Source organism: Streptomyces sp. NBC_01296, assembly GCF_035984415.1.
Lineage (GTDB): Bacteria > Actinomycetota > Actinomycetes > Streptomycetales > Streptomycetaceae > Streptomyces.
In genome coordinates, this window is record NZ_CP130720.1 from 7,640,567 (window position 1) to 7,664,196 (window position 23,630).

Below are 23,630 nucleotides of genomic sequence, written 5' to 3' on the forward strand. Positions count from 1 at the left end.
CGGGCCGCCGCGATGCGGCAACGGCGGCCCGGCGCCGGTCAGCGCACGCTGCGGATCGGGAGGATGGCGAGTGCGCCGATCAGCGACAGGGCCCCGCCGACGAGGAAGAGCGGGGTGTAACCGCCGAGGGCGGTCACCACGGCCGAGGCGACGAAGGGGGCGATGATCTGCGGCCCGGCGTTCGCGATGTTGAGGACGCCCATGTCGCGGGCGGCGTCCTCGGCGCGGGGCAGGACCAGGGTCACCAGCGCGGTGTCGACGGCCATGAAGCAGCCGAACGCGAGCCCGTTGAGCGCGCTGAAGACGAGCATGCCGGTCCAGGTGGGGCTGATGACGGGGACCACCATGACGAGCCCGGCGAGGGCCGCCGAGACGCCGACGAACACCTTGCGGCGGTCCCACCGGTCGGAGAGCATCCCGCCCACCACGGTCGAGAGGGCCATCGCGACCATCGACACGGGGGTGAGCACCGCCATCGCGGCGGGCGGGGTCAGGCCGGAGGGCAGGCTGATGTGGTCGTCCAGGATGTACAGCTGGTAGCCGACGACGGAGAAGTAGCCGAGGACCATCAGGGCCCGGCCGATGAACGCCCACCGGAAGTCGTGGTTCGCCAACGCCGAGAGGAACGCGGCGAGTTGGGCCCGCTTCGGGGCGGCGGCCGGTGCGGGGCCGGTGCGCGGGACGTCCCGGCACAGCAGGGTGAGCAGCAGTGCGGAAGCGGCGACGATCGCGCCGAAGACCAGGTACCCGGTCTGCAGGTGGTCGGCGGTCTTGGAGGCGATGAGCACTCCGACCGTGCCGCCGATCGGCAGGCCCAGCCCGACCAGCGCGGACGCGGTGCCGCGCCGGGCGACGGGCACCCGGTCGGGGACGATCGCGGTGACCGCGGCCTGGTAGACGTTCATGGTCGCCTGGACGAGGCACCAGCCGATGCCGACGAGGAGCGCGGTGGTCGCGTATCCGACGAAGGCGAGCGCGGCGAGCGAGGCGAAGGCGCCGCCGAGGATCCACGGGTTGCGGCGGCCGCTGCGGTCGGAGAGGGCGCCGGCGATCGGGTTGAAGGCGGTCGCGAAGACCGCGCTGATCCCGCCGATCACCCCGAGTACGGCGACCTTGTCGGCGGGGTCGATCTCCGCGACCTGAGTGGGCAGCAGGATCGATCCGACGCCCATGTAGACGGCCAGCAGGGCGGAGTTCGCGACCAGCAGCAGGGGCAGGAGCGCGCGCTGGCGGGGAGGTTCGGGATCCGCCGGGGCGGGTGAATCGATCAGTTCGTTCTGGGCCATGACGACTCCTCGGGGGACGGGGCGAGAAGGGGTGCGGAGGCTCGGCGCGGGGGGCCCGTGGCGGAGAGGCGTGCACCGTGCGTGGGGCTGCGGCGAGGTGCTGCCGCCCGGGGAAGGCTCGGCGGGCGGCTGTGGTTCACATGATGTTGTTACACGTGTCACCTTCGGCGCTTGGACACTGTGTAGCACCCATTTCGGGGCGTTGCTAGAGGCCGGGACGTGGCGATGTGCGGATCGTGACCGACCGGCGGGTAACTCTGCGAGGACGTGTAACCACCACCTCAAGCCACTGAGCTGGGCTGTTGTGTCCAAAATCCCTCTTGCGCTTGTGGCGGCAGTCACGCATCCGCAATACTCCGGTGCCGCATCGCGAAGACTCCCGTCACCGCTCGCCGCAATAGGCCGCGGCCGGCGTCTCCTGGTGCCTGCCGTCCCGGGCCCCCGCTCCTGGGCCACCGCTCCCGGGCCCCTGTCCGGGGCACCTGCCCCCGGCCTTCGGCCCCGTGAAGTCCTCCACCGCCTGTGCCTGCTCTCCGCGTGCCCCCACCGCCTGGGGAGACCACCGTGAAAGGCCTGTCATGCCACGTTCCTCCGCCGTGCCCCGGTCCGGGCACCGCGCGTCCCCGCCCCTGATCCCCGCTCCCCGGCACCACCTCCCGGCGGTCCCGCCCCGCCATGCCGTACCCGTCGGAGCAGGTCTCCTGCTCGGGTCGCTGCTGATCGGCCTCCTGGTCTCGGTCGGTGAACGCCCCGTTTTCCAGGGGCTCGACGACAGCTGGGCCGCATCCATGGACGGCTCGCGCGCCGACGCCCTCACCGGCCTCGCCACCGTCTTCGACCGGCTCGGCGGCCCGCTCGGCCTGGTCCTGCCGCTCGGTCTGATCGGCTGCCTCTGCGTCTACGGGCGCTGGCGGTCCGGGCTGTTCGCCTTCGCCGCCGGCATCGTGGCGAACGTCCTCCTGGTGCTCCCGCTCAAGCAGCTCGTCGACCGTCCCCGCCCGCCGCACCCGTGGGTGCTGGTCAATGACGGCTCGTTCCCCTCCGGCCAGGTGTTCAGTGCCGTGACGCTGGTGTTCGTGGCCGCCGTCCTGGTGTTCCCGCCGCGGGCGCGCCGCTGGTGGTGGCTCTTCGCGGCGCTGTACGTCGTCGCCATGATGGGCAGTCGGACCTGGCTGCACGCGCAGTGGCTCAGCGACACCGTCGCCGGGGCGCTGGCCGGCGCCGGCAGCTGCATGCTGCTGTGGAGGGCGTTCGCGCCGCTGCTGCGGGTCGAGGCCGAGCGGGTCGAGGCCGGCAGCCTGTGGCTGTGAGACCCGCAGGCCCACCGCATATCGAGAATCATTGACGGTCGTCCAATAATCGCCATATCCTCGATCCGGAGCCGGCGTGCGTCCACCGCGCCGCCGGCCCCCGGAGCAACAAAGGAAGGCCCCCATGGCACACACCGAGAACCGCACCCCGCCCCCCGTGGTCGACCTGCCCGCGGGCCGGCTGCGCGGCGCGATCGAAGACGGGCTCTGCGTCTTCCGGGCGGTCCCGTACGCCGCACCCCCCGTCGGCGACCTGCGCTGGCGGCCCGCCCGGCCGCATCCCGGCTGGAGCGGCACGCGCGACGCGAGCGCCGACGGCCCCAGCGCCCCGCAGATGTACGTGGAAGGCGGCGATCCGGTCCTCGGCGGCCACGGGTCACCCCCCTTCGACGAGGACTGCCTCACCCTCAACGTCTGGACGCCCGCGGCGGACGACGCCCGACGCCCGGTACTGGTGTGGATCCACGGCGGCGGCTTCGTCTCCGGATCGGGCTCGCTGCCCGGCTACGGCGGCGCGACCTTCGCGCGGGACGGCGACCTGGTGTTCGTCGGCATCAACTACCGCATCGGGCCGCTCGGTTACCTCCCCCCGGAGGGCAGCGACGGCGACGGGGGCGACGAGGTGGCCAACCCCTGGCTCTCCGACCAGCTCGCCGCCCTGCACTGGGTGAAGGAGAACATCGCCTCCTTCGGCGGCGACCCCGACCGCATCACCGTCGCCGGCCAGTCCGGCGGCGCCGTCTCCACCGCGGCCCTCGCCGGGCACCCGCAGGCCGCCGGCCTGATCCGCCGGGTGATCCTGCAGAGCCCGCCGTTCGGGCTCGACCTCCCCGACCCCGACACGTACCGGGAGCGCACCGAGGCCTATCGGGAGCTGGCCGGCGCCAAGACCGCGCAGGAGCTGCGCGCACTGCCCTGGCCGGCCCTGATCGGCGCGGCCGGCGGCCTGTTCGCCCGCACGATGCGGTGGGGCCACTGGCCGACGCCGTTCCTGCCCGTCGTCGACGGGGAAACGCTCGAGCGCCATCCGGCGCAGGCCCTGCTGCACGGGGCCGCGGCCGGCATCGACGTCATGATCGGGTGGACCCGCGAGGAGGCCAACTTCGGCTTCGGCCTCGACGAGGGGTACGCGGCCGCCACCCGGGAGCAGGTGACCGACCGGATCGCGGAGACCTTCGGGGCCGAGGCCGCCCCCGAGGTCTATGCCGCGTACGAGACGGCCCGCCCCGGCGCCGGTCCGGCCGGCGTCCTCATGGACCTGATCACGGACGAGCTCTTCCGGGTCCCCTCCGTCGCCCTGGCCGAGGCCAGGGCCGGTTCGGAGCACCCGGTCTGGGCCTACCAGTTCGACCTCCCCACGCCCGCGTACGAGGGCCGGCTCGGCGCCGCGCACTGCCTCGAACTCCCCTTCGTCTTCGACAACTTCGAGCAGTGGTCGCACGCACCCTTCCTCTCCGGGCTCACTCCCGCCGTCCGCGACGGCCTCGCGCAGACCATGCACCGGGCCTGGATCGCGTTCGTCCGCACCGGCGACCCGAACCACCCGGGCATGCCGCCGTGGCAGCCGTACGGAGCGCAGTCGCGGATCACGATGCGTTTCGACTCGGTCGTCACCGCCCTCGATGACCTCGCAGGGGCCTCGCGGCGCTTGCACGAAGGCCGCAGAGGCCAATGATCTAACTCGTGTAACCTGGGAGGAGAGGTGTAGGTCGACCCGAGGGAGCGCCGAGGACCATGCCCAGGGAGCCCAGGGAGACGAGCACCCCCGCGTCGCCCGTGTCGATCACCAGCGCGGACGTGGCCCGGCTGGCCGGGGTGTCACGCGCCACCGTGTCGTTCGTGCTGAACGACACCCCCGGCCACCGCGTCAGCGAGGGCACCCGCACGCGGGTGCTCGACGCCGCCCGGCAGCTCGGTTACGTACCGCACGCCGCAGCCCGGTCCCTGCGGGCCGGCCGCAGCAACCTCGTCCTGATGCCCGCCTCGATCTCCGCGATCGGCCGGCTCGTCAGCGACTGGGTCGACGACCTGCACAGCGAGCTCGACCGCCACGGCTACACGGCCGTCCTGCACGCGGGCCGCTTTGCCGACCCCCTCGACGCCGCCCGGGCCTGGGCCGAACTGCGCCCGGCGGCCGTCATCGCCCTCGACGGCGACCGCTTCACCGCCCAGGCGGCCGAGCTGCTGAGCCGCGCCGGAGTGCGCGCCCTGATGGCCTTCGCCGCCCGCCCGGTCGAGGGCGTCCACACCATCGGCTTCGACCACGCGGACATCGGCGCCGCCGCGGCCGAGCACCTCATCGCCCGGGGCCGGAGCCGGATCGGCGTGGTCATGCCCCAGGAACGCGGCCTCGGCACCCTCGCCGGCCCGCGCCTCGCCGGGGCCGAGTCGGTCGCGGCCCGGCACATGGCGACGGTGACCCCGGTGGAGCTCGCGTACACCCGGGAGTCCGCCACCGCCCTCGCCCGGCGCTGGCCGAGCCTGGGCCTGGACGCGGTCTTCGCGTACAACGACGAGTACGCGGCGCTGCTGCTGCACGCCCTCCAGGCCGAGGGCATCGCCGTACCGGACGAGGTCGCGATCGTCGGCTCCGACGACCTGGTCCTTGCCTCCCTCCAGCAACCGCCCCTCACGACGGTCCGGCTGGACCTGCCGTCGGCAGCCCGCGTCGCCGACGCCCTCCACGAGCTGATCGAGACGGGGAACACGCCCCCGGTCCCCGCGACAGAGGCCCGTCTCGTCCACCGCGCCACGTCCTGAGCCCTCGCTCGCCCCCGTCAGGAACGGTCCAGCGCCGCTCCGCCCGCGTACCGCGCGGATGCACCCAGCTCCTCTTCGATCCTGATGAGCCGGTTGTACTTCGCCGTACGGTCGGACCGGGACAGCGAGCCGGTCTTGATCTGGCCGCAGCCCGTCGCCACCGCCAGGTCCGCGATGGTGGTGTCCTCCGTCTCGCCGGAACGGTGCGACATGACGACGGTCCAGCCGGCGCGGTGTGCGGTGGCGACCGTGGCGAGGGCTTCGGTCAGGGTGCCGATCTGGTTGACCTTGACCAGGACCGAATTGCCGACACCGGTGCGGATGCCCTCGCGCAGCAGGTTCTCGTTGGTGCAGAACACGTCGTCGCCGGTGAGCTGGCAGCGGTCGCCGACGCGGGCGGTCAGCTCCCGCCAGCCGTCGAGGTCGTCCTCGGCCATCGGGTCCTCGATGGAGACGATCGGGTACGCGTCGATCAGCTTGGCCAGGTAGTCGGCGTGTTCGGTGGGCGTGCGGCGGACGCCCTCGCCCGCGTACACGTACGTACCGTCCTGGAAGAACTCCGACGAGGCCGGGTCCATGACCAGGCCGATGTCCGTGCCGGGCCGGTAGCCGGTGCGCTCGACGGCCCTCATGACGAAGTCGAGCGCCTCCTCGGCGGTACGGAGCGCGGGGGCGAAGCCGCCCTCGTCGCCGACGCCCGTGGAGTGTCCGGCGGACAGCAGATCGCGGCGGAGCGTGTGGAAGACCTCGGAGCCCATCCGGACGGCTTCCGCGAAGGTCTCCGCACCGATCGGAGCGATCATGAACTCCTGGAAGTCCAGCGGGTTGTCGGCGTGGGCGCCGCCGTTGACGATGTTCATCATCGGCAGCGGGAGAAGGCGGGCGTCGGCGCCGCCGAGGTAGCGGTAGAGCGGCTGGCGGTGGGCGCGAGCTGCGGCCTTCGCGGCGGCGAGGGAGACGCCGAGGAGCGCGTTGGCGCCGAGCCGGGACTTGTCGGCCGTGCCGTCGAGCGCGACGAGCGCGGCGTCGAGTCCCGCCTGGTCGCCGGCGTCGCGCCCGACGACCGCTGCCGCGATCTCACCGTTGACGTGGGCGACCGCACGGTCGACGCCCTTGCCGTGCCAGCGCCCGGGGTCCCCGTCACGCAGCTCCACGGCTTCCCGTGCGCCGGTGGAGGCGCCGGAGGGGACGGCGGCGCGGCCGAGGGATCCGTCGGCGAGGAGGACATCGGCCTCGACGGTGGGGTTGCCCCGGCTGTCGAGGACCCTGCGGGCGGTGACGGACTGGATGACGGTGGACTCGACTGCCGTGGAAACCATGGGAGGTCCTTCGCGTTGACACACGCCGCGGCCCTGCTGCGACAACGGTGGCGCGTGCCGCGACAGCCCTGACTCTACAGCAATGCTGTTCAGTTCTGCTGTTCAGTTTGGCTGTGCAGATGAGGTGGCCCGCTTTGCTGGTGAGCACCGGTTAAAGTGCCCTATGACCACCCCGGAACCCGCCGCCGTCGCCACCGAACTGCGTACCGCGATGGGCAAGCTCACGCGGCGCGTGAAGCACGAGGACCGGATCCCGCTCGGCCACGCCTCGGTGCTCGGCACCCTCGATCGCGACGGGGCCATGACCACCAGCGATCTGGCGGCGGACCAGCGCGTACGGCCCCAGTCCATGGCCCGCTCGGTCGGGCTGCTCATGGAACAGGGGCTCGTCGTCCGCCGGGCGCACCCCACGGACGGCCGCAAGTCCCTGGTGGAGCTCTCCCCTGCGGGGCGGGCCGCTCTCGAGGCGGAGCGCGGACGCAGGGCGGGCTGGCTCGCCCAGGCCATCGAGGGCGAGCTCACCGGCGAGGAGCGCGAGGTGCTGGCGCGCAGCGCCGTCCTGATGGAGCGGCTCGCCGCGCGCTAGGGAGTCGATCGCGACCACGGGCCTGTTCCCGGGCGAGGGCGGGGGCGAAGGCCCACCACGCCAGCAGTGCGGCCCCCGCGCCGGCCGCTGCGCCGGCCACCGTGTCGGTGAGCCAGTGGGCATGGAGCCAGGTGCGGCTCCACATCATGGCCAGGGTGAACAACACGCCGCCGGCCCACCACGCCCGCCGCCGGGCCGCCGGGACCAGCAGGACACCGACCAGTACGACGAGCAGGGCCGCCCCCGCCGCATGGCCCGACGGGAAGGAACCGTGGTCGACGCGGACCAGCGGGTGCGCCGGGCGCGGGCGGTCCACCAGGTGCTTGAGCGCCTGCACCACCAGCATGCTGCCCACGAGGTAGACCCCGAGCAGGAAGCCCGCCGAAGTCCAGCGCCTGCGGACGAGCAGGAAGACCAGCATCCCGAGCGGCACGACGACGCCCAGCGGGCCGCCGAACCAGTTCAGGACGGCCGCGGGGGCCGCAGGGAGCCCGTCGTGCGGGCCGCCCATCCAGCGCAGCCACCGGTCGTCCGCGCCCTGGAACGGCGGGTTCGCGACGTCCGTACGGACGGTGAGGGCCAGCGCCGCGGTCAGGCCGAGCAGCAGTGCGGCCAGGAGCAGGGTGCCGGGGTGGCGGCGCAGGTCCGCCGCCTCCGGCCGGGCCGCCGCGGTGGGGCGGGCCGAAGTGACTGTGTGCCGGGACATGGCTGCCTTTCGACGTACGCGTGGGGGCGCGGCGCGGCCGCGCCCCCACGGTGGGACCGGTCTGTGGAGTGGTGTGTCCGGGGACGGGGGCGGGGCTCAGGCCCCCGCGTCCAGGTGCCGGGCCAGGAACGCGACGCTCCCCGCGACGATCGCGGGGATGTCGGGGGAGCCGAGGAAGATGTGGTCGGCGCCCTCCACGGGCTGCAGCGTCACCTCACCCCCCGCGCCCGTCAGTGCCTCGGCGAGGGCCTCGCTCTGGCTGTACGGGACGAGCCCGTCCGCGGTCCCGTGCACCAGCAGGAACGGCGGCGGGTTCGAGCCCGGGACGGCGTACGTGACCGGGCTCGCGGCCCGGGCCGGCTCCGCCTGCTCGGCCGCGGGTACGCCCAGCAGGGCGTCGTACGGGTTGGGGAACTCGGCGCCGGTCGGCATCGGCAGCGGGTGCGCGGCCAGGGCGGGCAGGTCGTGGACCCCGTACCAGTCGACGACGGCCAGGACGTCGGTGTCGCCGGAGCCGACGCCGTGGGCACCCTCCAGTGCCGCCAGGGTCCCGGAGTCCGTGCTGCCGGGGCGGACGAGGCCGGCGAGCGCGGCCAGGTGGCCGCCCGCCGACTCGCCCCAGACGCCGATCCGGTCCGGGTCGATGCCGAGGGCGGGGGCGAACTGCCGTACGTAGCGGATGGCGGCCTTGACGTCGTGCAGCTGCGCGGGGAACGGGGCCTCGAGGCTGTGCCGGTAGTCGATGGAGACGAGCGCGAGCCCGGCGCCGAGGACGGCGCCGTGCAGCAGGGCGGCGGGCACGGTCGGCGGCGGGTAGCGGCGGTCGCCGTCCAGCCAGCCGCCGCCGTGGATCCAGACGACCGCCGGGAAGGGGCCCTCGCCCGCGGGGAGCTGTACGTCGAGGAGGCGGGGGCGGTAGCCCGGGGTGGTCGCGTAGGTGATCCCGTCGAAGCGGCGTATGCCGTCCGCGCCGGTCACGGGCGCGACGGGCTGCCGGTACGGCGGGGGTGGCCAGGTCATGTCGGCGATGTCGAACTCGGCCGGGGGAGACTGCGTCATTTACGGCTCATCCCATTCGGTGTGCGGCCTCGGAGGCCGGCGGGTCCCGGTGCGGGCGGCCCAGGCTTCGTAACGTTTGTCCGAAATGCTTGCGCGGGGCACCGGGGAGGCATAGCGTGTTACACGTGTAATCACGACTCTAGCGACGCATTTCCGCTGACCACAAGCCCATTGGGTACCCGAGTTCCTGGGTAGTTACACGAGTCACTTCGGAAGCGTCGCATTCCCCCTCCGGGAGCGCGTCATGTTCACCACCGCCACCCTTCCCGCCGGAGCCGCCTCGGCCGCCGCCGTCCCTGCGCAGCCCGCCGGCGCCCCGGCCCTGGCCCTGGCCCTGGCTCCGGCTCCGGCCCCGGCTCCCGCCCGGGTCCGCAGCTTCGCCCACTGGGCGGTCGAGCCCACCGCGGTCGCCGTCCCGCTGGTGCGGGCCCGCGTCCGGGCCGTGCTGGAGGGCTGGCGCATCGCCGCCGAGGCCGTGGACGTCCTGCTGCTGGCCGTCAGTGAACTCGCCGGGAACGTCGTCCAGCATGCGGCCGCCGCCACCGGGCGGATGCGGGTCGGGGTGGCCTTCGGCGGGGGATGGCTGCGGCTGGAGGTCACCGACCAGGGGACCGGGCTGCCCCGACTGCCCCACCCTGCCGCCGAGATCGACCCGGATGCCGAAAGCGGCCGCGGGTTGCTGATCGTCCAGCTGCTCACGGCCGAGGCGGGTGGCGAACTCTCCGTCGTGGCAGCTGAGTTCGGTACTTCCGTGCGGGTCTGCCTGCCGGTCGCGCCGACCGTCTGAACCGGTTCGCGGGTGGTCCGGAGGCTGCCCGGCGTTCATCGAAATATCGAGCAACGTTGACGGACGTAAAAATATCGAGATAACTTGCTCCGCATCTCCCCCGCTGCTCCCTGATTGAGGTGCCGCCCCATGGAGCTCTCCCCTTCCGCCCACGCCGACCCCTTCTGCAGGGACCGGCTGCCGGCCTTCCCCCTCTGGCCCGAACTCCACTTCGATCTCCCGGAGTTGGCCTACCCCGACCGCCTCAACTGCGCCGGACGCCTGCTCGACGATGCCGTCGAGCGCTGGGGCGCCGACCGCACCTGTCTGCTGACCCCGACCGAGCGCTGGACCTACGGCGAGCTCCAGCAGCGCGCCAACCAGGTCGCCCAGGTCCTCACCGAGGACTTCGGCCTCGTCCCCGGCAACCGCGTCCTGCTGCGCGCCCCCAACAACCCCTGGCTCGTGGCCGCCTGGTTCGGCGTCCTCAAGGCCGGCGGCGTCGCCGTCACGACGATGCCGCTGCTGCGCGCCGCCGAACTCGCCGAGCTGTGCGAGATCAGCCGCCCCACCGTCGCCGTGTGCGACCACCGCTACGTCGACGAGCTCGCCGCGGCCGCCGGCCAGGGCCTCGCCGGCCAGGGCCTCGCCGGCCTGCCGGTTCTCGCCTACGGCGGCCCCGGGGTCATGGACCTGACCGCGCGCTGCGCGGCCAAGAGCGGCGTGTTCGCCACCGTCCCCACCGCCGCGGACGACGTGGCGCTGATCGCCTTCACCTCGGGTACGACCGGGCGCCCCAAGGCGACCCTGCACTTCCACCGCGACGTGCTCGCCAACGCGGACACGTTCTCGCGGCACGTGCTGAAGCCGCGCCCCGACGACGTCTTCACGGGTACGCCGCCGCTCGCCTTCACCTTCGGCCTCGGAGGGCTCGTGGTCTTCCCGCTGCACGTCGGGGCCGCGACCCTGCTGATCGAGCAGGCGACCCCGGAGCAGCTGGCCGACCTCGTCGCCGAGCACGGCGTGAGCGTGCTGTTCACCGCGCCCACCGCCTACCGCGCGATCATGGCGGCCGGGGCAGTGGGCCGACTGGCCGGGCTGCGCCGCTGCGTGTCCGCCGGAGAGGCGCTGCCCGCCGCCGTGTGGGAGGAGTTCCACGCCGCCACCGGACTGCGCATCATCGACGGCATCGGCGCCACCGAGATGCTGCACGTCTTCATCTCCGCCGCCGACGGGGACATCCGGCCCGGTGCCACGGGCCGGCCCGTGCCCGGGTACCGCGCCGCCGTGGTGGACCAGTACGGCGAACCCGTCCCCGACGGGCAGCCCGGCCTGCTGGCGGTCACCGGACCCACCGGCTGCCGCTACCTCGCGGATCCGCGCCAGACGGCGTACGTGAGGAACGGCTGGAACATCACCGGCGACACCTACATCCGCGATGCCGACGGCTATTTCTGGTACGTGGCCCGCAGCGACGACATGATCGTCTCCTCCGGCTACAACATCGCGGGCCCGGAGGTCGAGAAGGCCCTCGTCGCCCATCCGTACGTCGAGGAGTGCGGGGTCGTCGGCGCCCCCGACGACCGGCGCGGCATGCTGGTCAAGGCGTACGTCGTGCTCGGCGCCGGTGTGCCGGCGGACGAGGCGACGGCCCGTGAGCTGCAGGCCCACGTCAAGGGGGCCATCGCCCCGTACAAGTACCCGCGTGCCGTCGAGTTCGTCACACGGCTCCCGCGCACCGGCAACGGAAAGCTCCAGCGCGGCGAGCTGCGCGAGTGGGCCCGCTCCGCCGCCGAGGCCCCGGCCCCGGCCCGGATCCCGGCCCCCGCCCCCGCCCCGGCCGAAGCCGGGACCGGCGCCGACGGCGGCTGCGCCGCCGGCTGCCCCGAGGCCCTCGTTCCGCACCTGCCCAGCGTGGTCGTCGAGCGCCGCGTCGAGTGGCCCGACACCGACGCCGCCGGGCACTACCACCACTCCACCGTCGTGCGCTGGGTCGAGGCGGCCGAGGCCGTGCTGCTGCGCCGCCTGGGCCTGGCACACCTCTTCGGCAGCACCCCCCGCGTCCACTTCGAGGCCGACTACCGGGCCCGGCTCTGGTTCGGCGAGGCCGTGCGCATCGAGCTGAGCGTCGCCAAGGTCGGCGCCAGCTCCCTGCACTACGTGTTCACGGTCCACGGCGAGGGGGACGTGGAGGCCGCCGCCGGGCGGATGGTCATCGCCCACTCCGCCTCCCGTGCGACCGGGACCACGCCCTGGCCCGCCGACGTACGCGAGGTGCTGACGAAGTCGGGCCCCCAGGCACCGGAACTCCTCACGAGGGATATCGAGCATTGTTGACGGTCGCCAAATCTGAACCATATGTTGTTCCGGAACCACGAGGAGGTACGCCGTGCGCGTAGCAGTCATCGGAGGAGGGCCCGGCGGGCTGTACTTCGCAGCCCTGGCCAAGCAGCTCTCCCCCCACTGGGACGTCACCGTCTGGGAGCGGGGCGCCCCCGACGACACGTTCGGCTTCGGGGTCGTCTTCTCCGACGAGACCCTCGACGGCATCGCGCAGGCCGACCCCGAGGTCTATGCGGCCATGTCGGCGGAGTTCGCCCGCTGGAGCGACATCGACGTCACCCACCGGCGCCGGACCCTCACCTCCGGCGGCCACGGCTTCGCCGCCCTCGGCCGCCGGCAGCTGCTGCGGATCCTCCAGGAGCGCTGCGCCGCCCTCGCGGTGGACGTCCGCTACCGCACGCAGGCCCCGCCCGCCGCCGAGCTGGCGGCCGCGTACGACCTCGTCGTCGCCTGCGACGGCGTACGGTCGGCCACCCGCGCCGCCTACGCGGACTCCTTCGGGCCCGACCTGGACGAACGCTCCGGCCGCTACATGTGGCTCGGCACGGACAAGGTCTTCGAGGCCTTCACCTTCCTCGTCGAGGAGCGGGACTTCGGCACCCTCCAGGTGCACGCCTACCCCTACGACTCCACCCGCTCCACGTTCATCGTGGAGATGGACGAGGCCGCCTGGCGGCGCGCGGGCTTCGCGCAGTTCGCGGACCGCGACCACCCGCCCGGCACCAGCGACACGGACAGCATCCGCCGCTGCGAGGAGATACTCGCCGGCCATCTGGACGGGCACCGGCTCCTGCCCAACAACTCCAAGTGGCTGCGCTTCACCACCGTGCGCAACCGCTCCTGGCGGCACGAGAACGTCGTCCTCCTCGGGGACGCCGCCCACACCGCCCACTTCTCCATCGGCTCCGGCACCAAGCTGGCCATGGAGGACGCCCTCGCGCTGGCGGCCTGCCTGCACGAGCACCCGGACGTGCCCGGCGCGCTCGCCGCGTACGAGGAAGAGCGCCGCCCGGTCGTGGAATCGACCCAGCGCGCCGCCCAGGCCAGCCTCGAGTGGTTCGAGAACATCGGCCGCTACACGAGTCAGGAACCGCCCCAGTTCGCGTTCAACCTGCTGACCCGCAGCCGCCGCGTCACCTACGACAACCTGCGCGTGCGCGACGAGGAGTTCACCACCATCGTCAACTCCTCCGCTCCGGTGCCCCCGATGTTCCGCCCCTTCCCGCTCGGCGGGCTGCTCCTGCGCAACCGGGTCGTCGTGCCGCCCACCGCCCTCGGCACGGCGCGCGACGGCATCCCGGGGGACTTCGACCTCGTCCACCTGAGCACCCAGGCGCTCGGCGGCTCCGGCCTGGTGCTCGCCGGGATGACCGCCGTCAGCGCCGAAGGCCGGGACGCCCCCGGCTGCCCCGGCCTCTACACCGACGAACAGGAAGCCGCCTGGCGGCGGATCACCGACTTCGTCCACGGCCAGTGCGACACCTGCCTCGGCATCCAGCTCACCCACGCCGGCCGCCGCGCCGGTACCGGGGACGGTCCGCCGATCGCCGCGTCCGCCCTGGCCTGGGACGAGCGCAGCCCGGCCCCGCGCGAGGCCACCCGGGCCGATATGGACCTTCTCGTACGGGACTTCGTCCGCGCGGCCCGACGCGCCGACCGGGCGGGCTTCGACGTGCTGGAACTGCAGTACGGGCATGGCCAGCTGCTGTCCGGGTTCCTCTCGCCGCTGACCAACCTGCGCACCGACGCGTACGGCGGCGACCTCGCCGGGCGGCTGCGCTTCCCGCTGGAAGTGTTGGACGCCGTAAGGGCGGTGTGGCCCGCCGGCAAGGCCCTGCTCGTCCGGATCTCCGCGGCCGACTGGGCCGAGGGCGGGCTGACCGAGGCCGACGCCGTGGCCATCGCCCGCGCCCTCGCCGAGGCCGGCGCCGACGGGATCGACGTCTCCACCGGCGAGGTCGTCGCCCACGAGCGGCCCCGCTACGGGCGCAGCTACCAGACCCCGTACGCCGATCTGATCCGCAACGCCACCGGGGTCCCCACGATCGCCGTCGGTGCGATCTCCACGTACGACGACGTGAACTCGATCGTCCTGGCCGGCCGGGCCGACCTCTGCGGGGTGGGCCGCGCCCAGCTGCACGACCCGCTCTGGACCCTGCACGCCGCGGCCGCCCAGGGCTACCACGGGCCCGCCGCCCCGTGGGCCCCCTCCTGGAAGGCGGGCAGCGGCAGACCGCCCGCCGCCCGCACCGACCGGGTCCCGCCGCGCCTGCAGCTGTTGCGGCAGCCCGCCGCGCCGGTGCACCAGCGCTGGCTGCCGCGCCTCGCCGCCACCGCGCCGGCCAACTGAGGAGACCCTGATGCAGACCCCGTCCCCGAACCGCCCGCCCCTGCACCACCTGCCCCGCTTCACGGCGGCGGCCGTCCAGGCCTCGCCCGTCTACCTGGACCCCGCCGCCACTGTCGACAAGGCCGTCGCGCTGATCGCCGAGGCGGCCGCGAACGGCGCCGAACTCGTCGTCTTCCCCGAGGTGTTCGTCCCCGGCTACCCCTACTGGAACTGGACGATGAACCCCGTCCAGGGCTCGCCCTGGTTCGAGCGACTCCAGCGCGCCTCGGTCGACATCCCCGGCCCGTACGTCGACACCCTGCGCGCGGCGGCCCGCCAGTACGGGGTCGTCCTCGTCATCGGCGTCAACGAGCGCGCCGCGCACAGCCTCGGCGTCCTCTACAACACCCTGCTCACCATCGGACCCGACGGCGGACTCCTCGGCATCCACCGCAAGCTGGTGCCCACCTGGGCCGAGAAGCTCACCTGGACCGGCGGCGACGGCAGCTCCCTGCGGGTCCACCCCACCCCCGTCGGCCCGCTCGGCGCCCTCGCCTGCGGCGAGAACACCAACACGCTGGCCCGCTTCACCCTCCTCGCGCAGGGCGAACTGGTCCACGCCTCCTGCTACATCGCCCTGCCCGTGGCCCCGGCCGACTACGACATGGCCGACGCCATCGCCGTCCGCACCGCCGCCCACAGCTTCGAGGGCAAGGTCTTCTCCGTCGTCGCCTGCTCCACCGTCTCCCCGGAGATCGTGGACCTGCTCGCCGGGGACGACGAGGAGCTGCGCGCCCTGTTCCAGCGGCCCCGCAGCGCCCTGTCCGGGATCTTCGGCCCCGACGGCCGCCCCGTCACCGAACCGCTCGTCGACGACGAGGGCATCGTCTACGGCGAGATCGACCTCGGCCGCTGCATCCAGCCCAAGCAGATGCACGACATCACCGGCCACTACAACCGCTTCGACATCTTCCGCCTCGAAGTCGACAACCGCCCCCGCCTGCCGGTGACCTTCACCGCGCCGCCCGCGGGCCCCCAGATCACCACGCCTGAGGAGGACGTATGACCACCCCGCAGGACGACACCATGCTCGGCCGCGCCCGGGTCTTCGACACCCCCGAGCTCACCGCGTACTACGGCGAGCTCGAAGCCCTGGACGCCGGCGCGCTGTGGACCGTCGCCAACGACATCGAACCCTGGTACCCGCAGCCCAAGTCGGTTCCCGTGCTGTGGCGCTACGAGGAGCTGCGGCCCCTGGTCCACAAGGCCCTCGGCATGGTCAAGGCCGACGACGCCGGCCGGCGCGTCGTGATGCTCGTCAACCCCGGCCGCAAGGACGTCAGCGCCGCCGCCGGGCTCCTCTACACCGGGCTCCAGATCATGGGCCCCGGCGAGGCGATGACCGCCCACCGCCACCAGGCCGCCGCCCTGCGCTTCGTCCACGAGGGCACCGGCGCCTGGACCGTCGTCGACGGCCAGAAGCTGAAGGTCGGCCCGCGCGATTTCGCGATCACGCCCAACGGCACCTGGCACGAGCACGGCAACGACGCCGAGGACGCCCCCGTCATCTGGCAGGACGGCCTCGACATCCCCCTCGTCAACGCCCTGGACGCCGGGTTCTACGAGGTCCACCCCGAGCTCCACCAGACGCCCGGCAAGGTGGTCAACTCCTCCGTGCTCCAGTACAGCGCGAACCTGCTCCCGTACGGCTCGGAGCGGTGGAGCCGGCCCTACTCACCGCTGCTCGCCTACCCCTGGGAGCCCACGTACGAGGCCCTGCTGGGCCTCGCGAAGGCGAGCGAGGGCTCCCCGTACGACGGGATCATCGCCGAGTACACCAACCCGGTCACGGGCGGCTCCGTGATGCCCACCATGGGCGCCCACATGCAGCTGCTGCGCCCCGGGCAGGCCACCCGCGCCCACCGGCACACCGGCTCGGTGATCTACACGGCCGCCAAGGGGCACGGGGTCTCGGTCATCGCCGGGCAGCGCTTCGCATGGCGCCAGGGCGACATCTTCTGCGTCCCCTCCTGGGCCTGGCACGAGCACCACAACCTCGACCAGTCCGAGGACGCCTGCCTGTTCTCCTTCAACGACTTCCCGGTCATGCGCTCGCTCGGCTTCCACCGCGAAGAGGCGTATCCGGACAACGACGGCCACCAGCCGATGCCGGCCGCCGCCCCGACCGCCACCGCCTGACCCCGAGGAGCCCCACCATGCGTCTGCTGACCTTCACCACCGCCGCCGCCACCGGCGAGGCCGCCCCCCGCCTCGGCGCCGACGTCGACGGCCTCGTCCTCGACCTCGGGGTCCTGGCCGACCACGCCGGCGTGGACCTCCCGCGCGATCTGCTCGCGTTCGTCCAGGCGGGCCCCACCGCCCGGGAGGCCGCCCGCCGCCTCGTCGACGCCGACCCCGCCGCCCGCCCGGCGGGGGCCGTCCACCGGCTCGAAGACGTCACCCTCGCCGCCCCGCTGCGCCCCGGCAAGATCATCGGGGTCGGCCTCAACTACGTGGAGCACGTCGAGGAGTCCAGCCGCAGCCTGGACACCGACAAGGAACTCCCGCCCCGCCCCGTGCTGTTCAGCAAGCCCGCCACCGCCGTCACCGGCCCCGGCGCGCCCATCCTGCACAACGGGGACCTCACGCAGCAGCTCGACTGGGAGTGCGAACTCGCCGTCGTCATCGGCCGCACCGCGTTCCGGGTGAGCGAGGAGGACGCGTACGACCACATCTTCGGCTTCAGCATCGTCAACGACATCAGCGCCCGCGACCAGCGCCGCTCCGGCCAGTGGTTCTTCTCCAAGGGGCAGGACTCGTACGCGCCGTTGGGCCCGGTGGTGGTCACGGCGGACGAGATCCCCGACCCCATGGTCCTGGACCTCTCGCTGCGCGTCAACGGCGTCACCAAGCAGAAGTCGAACACCCGGCACATGCTGTTCCCGATCGCCCGCCTCATCGCCGACATCAGCTCCGGCGTGACCCTGGAGCCCGGCGACGTCATCGCCACGGGATCGCCCTCCGGCGTCGGCGCCGGCATGGTGCCGCCGGAGTTCCTGGTCCCCGGTGACACGGTCGAGGCGACCGTCGAGCGCATCGGCACCCTGGCCAACCCCGTCGTCGACGCCCGCTGATCCCCGTACGCCCAGCAAGCACCGAGGAGCACCCGTGCCGCCCCGCACCTACCGCATCGGCCAGATCGTGCCGAGCTCGAACGTGACCATGGAGACCGAGGTCCCCGCCATCCTGCGCGCCCGCCAGGCGGTCCTGCCCGACGAGAGGTTCACCTTCCACTCCAGCCGGATGCGCATGACCCATGTGACACCGGAACAGCTCAAGGCCATGGACGCCGACTCCGACCGCTGCGCCGTGGAACTGTCCGACGCCCGGGTCGACGTGCTCGGCTACGCCTGCCTGGTCGCCATCATGAGCATGGGCCTCGGCTACCACCGCACCTCCGAGCAGCGGCTGCACACCCGTACGGTCGAGAACGGCGCCCCCGCCCCTGTCGTCACCAGCGCGGGCGCCCTCGTCCACGGACTGCACACCATCGGCGCCCGCAAGATCGCGCTGCTCGCCCCGTACATGCGCCCGCTGACGCGGACCGTCGTGGACTACCTCACCCACGAGGGCATCGAGGTACTCGACTACGAGGCCCTCGAAATCCCGGACAACCTCGACGTGGCCGCCCACGACCCGGCCGAGCTGCCCGGTCTCGCCCGCGCGCTGGACTACGCGGACGCCGACGCGGTCGTGCTCTCCGCCTGCGTGCAGATGCCCTCCCTGGGCGCCATCGAGGAGGCCGAACAGCTCCTGGGCAAGCCGGTGGTGTCGGCGGCCGTCTGCACCGCCCACCAGATGCTGCGCGCCCTCGACCTGCCGGCGGTGGCCCCGGGGGCGGGACACCTGCTCTCCGGCGCGTATGCGGAGGCCCCGCTGCCGCAGTAGGGGTGCCGGCGGTGATCCGCCGGACACCCCTGGGTCCCCGTCAGGCCCGGGGCGGGCTCGATATGATCGCGACCGCGTACAACGGAAGGCGATCATGTCGGACAGCCCCCTCAGGCCCAGCTCGTTGATCAACACGGTCTACGGAGCGTTCCTGCGCCGCCTCGGCGGCTGGATCTCCATCGCGGACCTGATCACGCTGATGGGCGAGCTGGACGTCGACGGCCCGGCGGTGCGGTCGGCGATCTCGCGGCTCAAGAAGCGCGGCGTCCTCGAACCGGAGCGCCGGGGTGCCACCGGCTACCGGCTCAGCCCGGCCGTGCACCCCGTCTTCGACGAGGGCGACCGCCGCATCTTCGCCAGCCTCGAACCCGCCGACCTGGCCGACGGCTGGGCCATGGCGGTGTTCTCCGTACCGGAGTCCGAGCGCTCCCACCGCTACCAGCTGCGCACCCGGCTGACCTGGCTCGGCTTCGGCAACATAGCCCCGGGCGTGTGGCTGGCCCCGGGGCGGCTGCTCGAAGACGCCCGCGGCATGCTCGTACGGCTCGGCCTCAGCGAGTACGTGCACCTGTTCGCCGCCGACTACGCCGCCTTCAGCGACCTGGCGCAGACGGTGAGCGAGTGGTGGGACTTCCCGGCGATCCAGACGCAGTACGCGGCCTTCACCGACACCTACGCCCCCGTCGCCGAGCGCCTCGCGGCCGAGGGGGAGCCCGGCCCGGCGGAGGCGTTCCGCCACTACGTGCCGCTGCTCACGCAGTGGCGCCGCCTGCCGTACCTCGACCCGGGCCTGCCGACCGAACTCCTGCCGGCCGACTGGAACGCGGTGGCCGCCCGCCAGGTCTTCCAGCAGCTCCACGCGGTCCTGCTGGACCCGAGCCTGCACCACGTCCGGGAGGTCACGGGCCTGGAGGCGGACACCGCCTAGGGCAGCGGCGCGATGGTGTACTTCGGGTTGGGCGTCCAGTCGGGCGTCAGGCTGGGCCGCGGCGGGGCCGGCGGCGGGTGGGGGCCGCGGTTCGGGTTCTGCGGGTTCTGCGAGGCGCGCGGCGCGGCCGAGGCCTTCGGCCGGGCACCGGGGGTGGCCGCCGGGCCCGGGGCCTCGTCCGGCTCCGCGGAGGCGGCGGCGGGCGTGGCCGCAGGCGACGCATCAGTCGGCGAGGCCGTCGCCGGAGGGCTCGCGCTCGTACTCGGCGCCGGCGAACCGGACTTCTGCGGCGCAGAGGACGCGCCGCCGGAGCAGCCGCCGAGCAACAGGCCGCCCGCCAGCAGTGCGGTCACGGATATCGGCACTCTGCCGTGAGGGCGGACGCCCACCAGCCACCTCCTGGAACACGATCCGGTCAATGCGCGCAGAGCGTAACTCAGGCCTGCGCGGACGCTCCCGGCAGGATGATCGTGACCCCGCGCCCGGGCGCCGTGCCCATCGCGGCGAGGGCGGCCGGGGCCGCGTCCAGCGCGATCGTCGAGGTGACCAGCAGATCGGGCCGCAGCGCCCCGGACCGGACCAGTTCCATCATCGGCGGGTAGGCGTGGGCGGCCATGCCGTGGCTGCCGAGGATCTCCAACTCCCAGCCGATCACCCGTTCCATCGGCAGAACCGTCACCCCCGCGGCTGCCGGCAGCAGCCCCACCTGTACGTGCCGCCCCCGCCGGCGCAGCCCCGCCACCGACGCCGCCGCAGTCACCGGCGAGCCCAGGGCGTCCAGCGAGAGGTGCGCGCCGCCGCCCGTCAGCTCCCGTACGGCCTCGGCCGTGCCGCCCGCCCGCGCGTCCACGCAGTGCGCCGCCCCGAACCTCCGCGCCAGCTCCAGCGCTCCGGGAGCCGTGTCCACGGCGACCACCCGCGCCCCGGCCGCCACCGCGACCATCACCGCCGACAAGCCCACCCCGCCGCACCCGTGCACGGCGACCCACTCGCCCGGCGCCACCCGCCCCTGCGCGACCACGGCCCGGAACGCCGTCGCGAACCGGCAGCCGAGCCCGGCCGCCGTCACGTACGAGAGCTCCTCCGGCACGGCCACGAGATTGACGTCGGCATGGTCCAATGCCACGTACTGCGCGAACGACCCCCAGTGCGTGAACCCGGGCTGCGTCTGCCGCGCGCACACCTGCTGATCGCCGGCCGCGCAGTCGGCGCAGCTCCCGCAGGCGCAGACGAACGGCACGGTGGCCCGGTCCCCGGGCCGCCAGCCCACGACCCCGGAGCCCACCGCCTCCACCACGCCGGCGAGTTCGTGCCCGGGCACGTGCGGCAGCACGATGTCCGGATCGTGCCCCATCCACCCGTGCCAGTCGCTGCGGCACAGCCCGGTCGCCTCGACGCGCACCACGACCCCGCCCGGGGACGGAACCGGATCGGGCACCTCGAGGACCTCGGCCGGCTGCCCGTACTGCCCGAACACCACCGCGCGCATGGGAACCGCCCTCCACTCGACTGCCCGGCACGCTACCCCGCACCCGCCGTCGGCGTCAGGGAGCACCCGTACCGGCCCGCGCGAGGGCGACGACGCCCGCACAGATCAGCGCCACGCCCAGCAGCTGGGGGAGCACCCACCACCCCGCCCGCAGGTGCTCCTCGTACAGGACCACGCCCAGCGCGACGCTGATGCCCGCATCGCCCAGAGTCAGCGCGGGCTGCGAGGCGACCAGCGGCCCGCCCTGCATGGCGTGTTCGAGCAGCAGCAGGGCGCAGATGCCGGTCGCGCCGAAGGCGTAGGTCTGCCACGTGGTCAGGAACGCCTCGATGCCGCCCTCGGTCAGGACGTACACGGAGTGCTTCATCAGGGCGGCCGTCAGCGCGTAGCAGACGGCGGTGGCCGCACCGAGGCAGCCGGCCCGGGCGCGCCCCGGCGGCCTGCGCAACCCGGCCACCGTCAGGGCCGCGACGACCGCCGCGCACGCGGCGAGCGCCGGGATCCACCGGTCGATCGGCACGTGCGTCCGGTTCCCGGCGGGGGAGGCCGCGGCCAGCGCCACCCCGAGCCCGGCGACCACCCCCGCCACGGCCAGCCACAGGGCCCCGGGCAGCCGCCGCCGGGTCACCAGCGAGGCGATGAGCAGCGCGAGCGGCAGCTCCAGTACGAACAGCGGCTGTACGAGGACGAGCGCACCGGTGGCCAGCGCCGCGGCCTGCCCGACCCCGGCCGCGATCACGGCCAGGATCCCGGCGATCCACACGGGCCGCTTCAGCAGGTCGAGGACCAGACCGAACCGGAAGCCCTTGCTCTGCGGCACGGTCAGCGCGGCCCGCCGCTGGAGCACGGTGGCCAGCGCATTGCTGAGCGCCGCGAACAGCGCGAAGAGGACCGGCAGCACGACGCCCATCCGCCGATCCTCACGCCGCCCGCCGCACCCCCGCCCCGCCGACACGCCCCGCGGCGCGGATTGCCCCTGTCCGGTCCTCCGGTGACGGCGGTGACGGCGGTGACGGGATCAGCCGCGGGCGGCCCGGGCCAGGGCGAGCGCCGCCAGGGCCTGCGGGGCGCCGGCCTGGCCCCGGATGCCGGGGAAGGCGTTGACGTCCACGATCAGCGGGGTGCCGTCGCCGGTGTCGATGAGGTCGACCCCGTAGACGTCGAGCGCGAAGACCTCGCCGGTCCGGCGGACCAGGTCCGCCCAGCCGGGCGGGAGTTCGGCCAGGGCCAGCGGCCTGGTCGGACCCCGGCCCTGCGGTGCGAGCTCGGAGCGCCGCAGGGCGGCGAAGACCCGGTCCCCGATCGCCCACAGCTTGTGGTCCCAGCCGCTGTTGGGCGCGAACTCCTGGACCACGACCGGCTCCTGCGGCCAGGCGTCCGCCAGCTCGCGCAGCCGGGCGCTGTCGTCGACCCGGGCGACCAGGTCGTGCCTGCGGCTGTGCCGGCTCTTGACCACCAGCGGCGAGGCGCCGAGCGGCTCGCCCGCCGCCCAGGCCGCGAGGGAGCCGTACGTACGGGTCCCCGCGAACGGCAGACCGCCCCGCAGGGCCAGCTCCGCCATTTCCGTGCGGTCCTGGCAGAGCGTGGTCGCCGCCGCCGAGTTCAGCACCGGGGCCCCGCGACGCTCCAGCTCCCGCGCGAGGTCCAGCGCCCGCGGCGTGCGCGACTTCAGCAGGTAGACATCGGCCAGGTCGTCGGGGGCCTCGCCCACCGCACCCGGATCCAGCGACTCCACCCGGTGCCCGGCGGCTTCGAGCAGCGCCGTCGCGGCGGCCAGCAGCGGATGGCCGGGCTCCGGCGTGACCAGGCAGACCCTCACAGGGCGGCCTCGCCGGCCCGCGCGGACGCCTGCAGGGGAGGCGCCTGTACCGGGGACGCCGGCACTGCGGACGCCTGCACCGGCGACCCCTGCACCGGGATCGAGACGGGCAGTCCGTGCGGCGCGCGCGGCGGGCCCACGGTTGCCGCCGCGGCCGCCGGGCTGCCCGTCCGCGCCAGCCCCAGCACGGCCCGGGCCACCCGGGCCGCCGCGTCCGGGACCTGACGGAAGCTCGGGAAGTCGTTCACGTCCACCACCACGGGCCCGTCCGGACCGAGCAGCACGTCGACCCCGTACAGGTCGAGCCCGTAGACCGCCCCCACCTGCGCGGCGATCGCCGCGACCTCGGCCGACAGCGGTACGCGCCGCTCCCGCACCGCCGGATCCGGGTGCAGGGGCGAGCAGCGCTCGGTGGCGAACAGCTCCCCGCCGACCGCGTACACCTTGATGTCGGTGCCCGAGTTGGGCACGTACGGCTGGGCGATGAGCATGTGCTCGCCCGCCAGCCCGGGCAGGACCGCCTCGAGCTCCGCGGGCGAGGACACCAGGTGCACGGCCCGCCCGGAGCTGCCGTCCGCGGGCTTGACGACGAGCGGGTACTCCGCCGCCGGTATCTCCCGCAGCAGCTCGGGCTGCGCCACGGCGTACGTCGGGGGCATCGGAAGCCCCCGGGTCCTGCCGATGGCGGCGGCCAGCGCCTTGTCCCGCACGCCCCGGATCGAGCGGGCGTCGTTGACCGTGGTCATCCCGGCCGCGGCCGCGGCCTCGAGCAGGGTGAGCCCGGGCCCGCCCGACACCGTCTTGAGCACCCAGGCGTCGTGTGTGCCCGAGGCCACGACCTCGGTCATCCGCAGCAACGAGCCGCCCGGCCGCACCACGTCCACCTGGTGTCCCCATGCGGTGAGCTGCCGGATCACCTCGTTCGGCATGCCGTCGTGGCGGTAGTGCTCCTCCACCAGGAAGCAGAGCCTCATCGACCTTC

20 protein-coding genes and 2 pseudogenes are annotated in these 23,630 nt (G+C 73.7%); 13 read left to right on the forward strand and 9 right to left on the reverse strand.

The genetic code is table 11. From position 1 onward, the window contains the following. Positions 1–38: 38 nt before the first annotated feature. Positions 39–1,286 (reverse strand): MFS transporter, encoded by a 1,248-nt coding sequence (locus OG299_RS34825; protein WP_266632130.1) that lies wholly within the window; start codon positions 1,284–1,286, stop codon positions 39–41. 578 nt (positions 1,287–1,864) lie between these two features. On the opposite strand from OG299_RS34825, the gene OG299_RS34830 reads away from it, so the two are divergent. From OG299_RS34830 to OG299_RS34840, 3 genes are all read left to right on the forward strand, one after another. Further along, positions 1,865–2,596, forward strand: a complete 732-nt coding sequence (locus tag OG299_RS34830; RefSeq protein ID WP_327363650.1) for a phosphatase PAP2 family protein — start codon at positions 1,865–1,867, stop codon at positions 2,594–2,596. A 124-nt stretch (positions 2,597–2,720) separates the two neighbouring features. Continuing rightward, positions 2,721–4,271: a carboxylesterase/lipase family protein gene (locus OG299_RS34835; protein WP_327363651.1), complete on the forward strand. Its 1,551-nt coding sequence runs from the start codon at positions 2,721–2,723 to the stop codon at positions 4,269–4,271. A 59-nt stretch (positions 4,272–4,330) separates the two neighbouring features. Next, positions 4,331–5,356, forward strand: a complete 1,026-nt coding sequence (locus OG299_RS34840; protein WP_327363652.1) for a LacI family DNA-binding transcriptional regulator — start codon at positions 4,331–4,333, stop codon at positions 5,354–5,356. Positions 5,357–5,373: 17 nt separating this feature from the next. On the opposite strand, the gene eno is transcribed toward OG299_RS34840, so the two are convergent. Next, positions 5,374–6,675, reverse strand: coding sequence for a phosphopyruvate hydratase (gene eno / locus OG299_RS34845; protein ID WP_327363653.1), 1,302 nt, complete (start codon positions 6,673–6,675; stop codon positions 5,374–5,376). A 163-nt stretch (positions 6,676–6,838) separates the two neighbouring features. Here eno and OG299_RS34850 point away from each other — a divergent pair, with 163 nt between their 5' ends. Then, the gene (locus OG299_RS34850) at positions 6,839–7,261 is read left to right on the forward strand and encodes a MarR family winged helix-turn-helix transcriptional regulator (RefSeq protein WP_266632140.1); all 423 of its coding nucleotides are present in this window, start codon (positions 6,839–6,841) and stop codon (positions 7,259–7,261) included. Here the strand turns inward: OG299_RS34850 and OG299_RS34855 are convergent. Then, positions 7,194–7,967 carry a phosphatase PAP2 family protein gene (locus tag OG299_RS34855; protein ID WP_327363654.1) on the reverse strand — a complete coding sequence of 258 codons (774 nt, stop codon included), beginning with the start codon at positions 7,965–7,967 and terminating at the stop codon, positions 7,194–7,196. The two genes, OG299_RS34850 and OG299_RS34855, sit on opposite strands and share 68 nt — an antisense overlap. A 96-nt stretch (positions 7,968–8,063) precedes the next feature. Further along, positions 8,064–9,026 carry an alpha/beta hydrolase fold domain-containing protein gene (locus OG299_RS34860; RefSeq protein ID WP_327363655.1) on the reverse strand — a complete coding sequence of 321 codons (963 nt, stop codon included), beginning with the start codon at positions 9,024–9,026 and terminating at the stop codon, positions 8,064–8,066. Positions 9,027–9,270: 244 nt separating this feature from the next. Between OG299_RS34860 and OG299_RS34865 the strand changes: the two genes are divergently transcribed. The 9 genes and pseudogenes from OG299_RS34865 to OG299_RS34905 all read left to right on the forward strand — a co-directional run bounded on the left by OG299_RS34865 (position 9,271) and on the right by OG299_RS34905 (position 19,340). Continuing rightward, positions 9,271–9,813: an ATP-binding protein gene (locus tag OG299_RS34865; protein ID WP_327363656.1), complete on the forward strand. Its 543-nt coding sequence runs from the start codon at positions 9,271–9,273 to the stop codon at positions 9,811–9,813. Between the two features lie 129 nt (positions 9,814–9,942). Continuing rightward, positions 9,943–11,595 (forward strand): annotated as a pseudogene (locus OG299_RS34870) (AMP-binding protein); the annotation flags it as partial. 141 nt (positions 11,596–11,736) lie between these two features. Beyond that, positions 11,737–12,129, forward strand: a pseudogene (locus OG299_RS34875) (acyl-CoA thioesterase); the annotation flags it as partial. 52 nt (positions 12,130–12,181) lie between these two features. Then, positions 12,182–14,485, forward strand: a complete 2,304-nt coding sequence (locus tag OG299_RS34880) for an oxidoreductase (protein ID WP_327363657.1) — start codon at positions 12,182–12,184, stop codon at positions 14,483–14,485. Between the two features lie 10 nt (positions 14,486–14,495). Then, positions 14,496–15,530, forward strand: a complete 1,035-nt coding sequence (locus tag OG299_RS34885) for a carbon-nitrogen hydrolase family protein (protein ID WP_327363658.1) — start codon at positions 14,496–14,498, stop codon at positions 15,528–15,530. Beyond that, positions 15,527–16,663 carry a cupin domain-containing protein gene (locus OG299_RS34890; protein WP_327363659.1) on the forward strand — a complete coding sequence of 379 codons (1,137 nt, stop codon included), beginning with the start codon at positions 15,527–15,529 and terminating at the stop codon, positions 16,661–16,663. Before OG299_RS34885 ends, OG299_RS34890 begins: the two co-directional genes overlap by 4 nt. A gap of 17 nt (positions 16,664–16,680) precedes the next feature. Beyond that, the gene (locus OG299_RS34895) at positions 16,681–17,598 is read left to right on the forward strand and encodes a fumarylacetoacetate hydrolase family protein (RefSeq protein WP_327363660.1); all 918 of its coding nucleotides are present in this window, start codon (positions 16,681–16,683) and stop codon (positions 17,596–17,598) included. A gap of 88 nt (positions 17,599–17,686) precedes the next feature. Then, positions 17,687–18,412 (forward strand): maleate cis-trans isomerase family protein, encoded by a 726-nt coding sequence (locus OG299_RS34900; RefSeq protein WP_327364656.1) that lies wholly within the window; start codon positions 17,687–17,689, stop codon positions 18,410–18,412. A 94-nt stretch (positions 18,413–18,506) separates the two neighbouring features. After that, entirely contained in the window at positions 18,507–19,340 is an 834-nt protein-coding gene (locus tag OG299_RS34905) for a PaaX family transcriptional regulator (RefSeq protein ID WP_266632155.1), read from the forward strand. On the opposite strand, the gene OG299_RS34910 is transcribed toward OG299_RS34905, so the two are convergent. The 5 genes from OG299_RS34910 to OG299_RS34930 all read right to left on the reverse strand — a co-directional run bounded on the left by OG299_RS34910 (position 19,337) and on the right by OG299_RS34930 (position 23,622). Then, positions 19,337–19,693 (reverse strand): hypothetical protein, encoded by a 357-nt coding sequence (locus OG299_RS34910; protein ID WP_327363661.1) that lies wholly within the window; start codon positions 19,691–19,693, stop codon positions 19,337–19,339. The genes OG299_RS34905 and OG299_RS34910 overlap by 4 nt on opposite strands. A gap of 83 nt (positions 19,694–19,776) precedes the next feature. Next, the gene (locus OG299_RS34915; RefSeq protein WP_266632159.1) at positions 19,777–20,829 is read right to left on the reverse strand and encodes a zinc-dependent alcohol dehydrogenase family protein; all 1,053 of its coding nucleotides are present in this window, start codon (positions 20,827–20,829) and stop codon (positions 19,777–19,779) included. Positions 20,830–20,884: 55 nt separating this feature from the next. Further along, positions 20,885–21,739, reverse strand: a complete 855-nt coding sequence (locus tag OG299_RS34920) for a DMT family transporter (protein WP_327363662.1) — start codon at positions 21,737–21,739, stop codon at positions 20,885–20,887. Positions 21,740–21,847: 108 nt separating this feature from the next. Further along, positions 21,848–22,648 carry an ATP-grasp domain-containing protein gene (locus tag OG299_RS34925; RefSeq protein ID WP_327363663.1) on the reverse strand — a complete coding sequence of 267 codons (801 nt, stop codon included), beginning with the start codon at positions 22,646–22,648 and terminating at the stop codon, positions 21,848–21,850. Next, positions 22,645–23,622: an ATP-grasp domain-containing protein gene (locus OG299_RS34930; RefSeq protein ID WP_327363664.1), complete on the reverse strand. Its 978-nt coding sequence runs from the start codon at positions 23,620–23,622 to the stop codon at positions 22,645–22,647. The genes OG299_RS34925 and OG299_RS34930 overlap by 4 nt, the downstream gene beginning before the upstream one ends. Positions 23,623–23,630 lie beyond the last annotated feature (8 nt).

Excerpts from the sequence above, each read along its gene's own strand:
- OG299_RS34825 (WP_266632130.1), bottom strand. The coding sequence starts at position 1,286 with ATGGCCCAGAACGAACTGATCGATTCACCCGCCCCGGCGGATCCCGAA.
- OG299_RS34830 (WP_327363650.1), top strand. The coding sequence starts at position 1,865 with ATGCCACGTTCCTCCGCCGTGCCCCGGTCCGGGCACCGCGCGTCCCCG.
- OG299_RS34835 (WP_327363651.1), top strand. The coding sequence starts at position 2,721 with ATGGCACACACCGAGAACCGCACCCCGCCCCCCGTGGTCGACCTGCCC.
- OG299_RS34840 (WP_327363652.1), top strand. The coding sequence starts at position 4,331 with ATGCCCAGGGAGCCCAGGGAGACGAGCACCCCCGCGTCGCCCGTGTCG.
- eno (WP_327363653.1), bottom strand. The coding sequence starts at position 6,675 with ATGGTTTCCACGGCAGTCGAGTCCACCGTCATCCAGTCCGTCACCGCC.
- OG299_RS34850 (WP_266632140.1), top strand. The coding sequence starts at position 6,839 with ATGACCACCCCGGAACCCGCCGCCGTCGCCACCGAACTGCGTACCGCG.
- OG299_RS34855 (WP_327363654.1), bottom strand. The coding sequence starts at position 7,967 with ATGTCCCGGCACACAGTCACTTCGGCCCGCCCCACCGCGGCGGCCCGG.
- OG299_RS34860 (WP_327363655.1), bottom strand. The coding sequence starts at position 9,026 with ATGACGCAGTCTCCCCCGGCCGAGTTCGACATCGCCGACATGACCTGG.
- OG299_RS34865 (WP_327363656.1), top strand. The coding sequence starts at position 9,271 with ATGTTCACCACCGCCACCCTTCCCGCCGGAGCCGCCTCGGCCGCCGCC.
- OG299_RS34885 (WP_327363658.1), top strand. The coding sequence starts at position 14,496 with ATGCAGACCCCGTCCCCGAACCGCCCGCCCCTGCACCACCTGCCCCGC.
- OG299_RS34890 (WP_327363659.1), top strand. The coding sequence starts at position 15,527 with ATGACCACCCCGCAGGACGACACCATGCTCGGCCGCGCCCGGGTCTTC.
- OG299_RS34895 (WP_327363660.1), top strand. The coding sequence starts at position 16,681 with ATGCGTCTGCTGACCTTCACCACCGCCGCCGCCACCGGCGAGGCCGCC.
- OG299_RS34900 (WP_327364656.1), top strand. The coding sequence starts at position 17,687 with ATGGAGACCGAGGTCCCCGCCATCCTGCGCGCCCGCCAGGCGGTCCTG.
- OG299_RS34905 (WP_266632155.1), top strand. The coding sequence starts at position 18,507 with ATGTCGGACAGCCCCCTCAGGCCCAGCTCGTTGATCAACACGGTCTAC.
- OG299_RS34915 (WP_266632159.1), bottom strand. The coding sequence starts at position 20,829 with ATGCGCGCGGTGGTGTTCGGGCAGTACGGGCAGCCGGCCGAGGTCCTC.
- OG299_RS34920 (WP_327363662.1), bottom strand. The coding sequence starts at position 21,739 with ATGGGCGTCGTGCTGCCGGTCCTCTTCGCGCTGTTCGCGGCGCTCAGC.
- OG299_RS34930 (WP_327363664.1), bottom strand. The coding sequence starts at position 23,622 with ATGAGGCTCTGCTTCCTGGTGGAGGAGCACTACCGCCACGACGGCATG.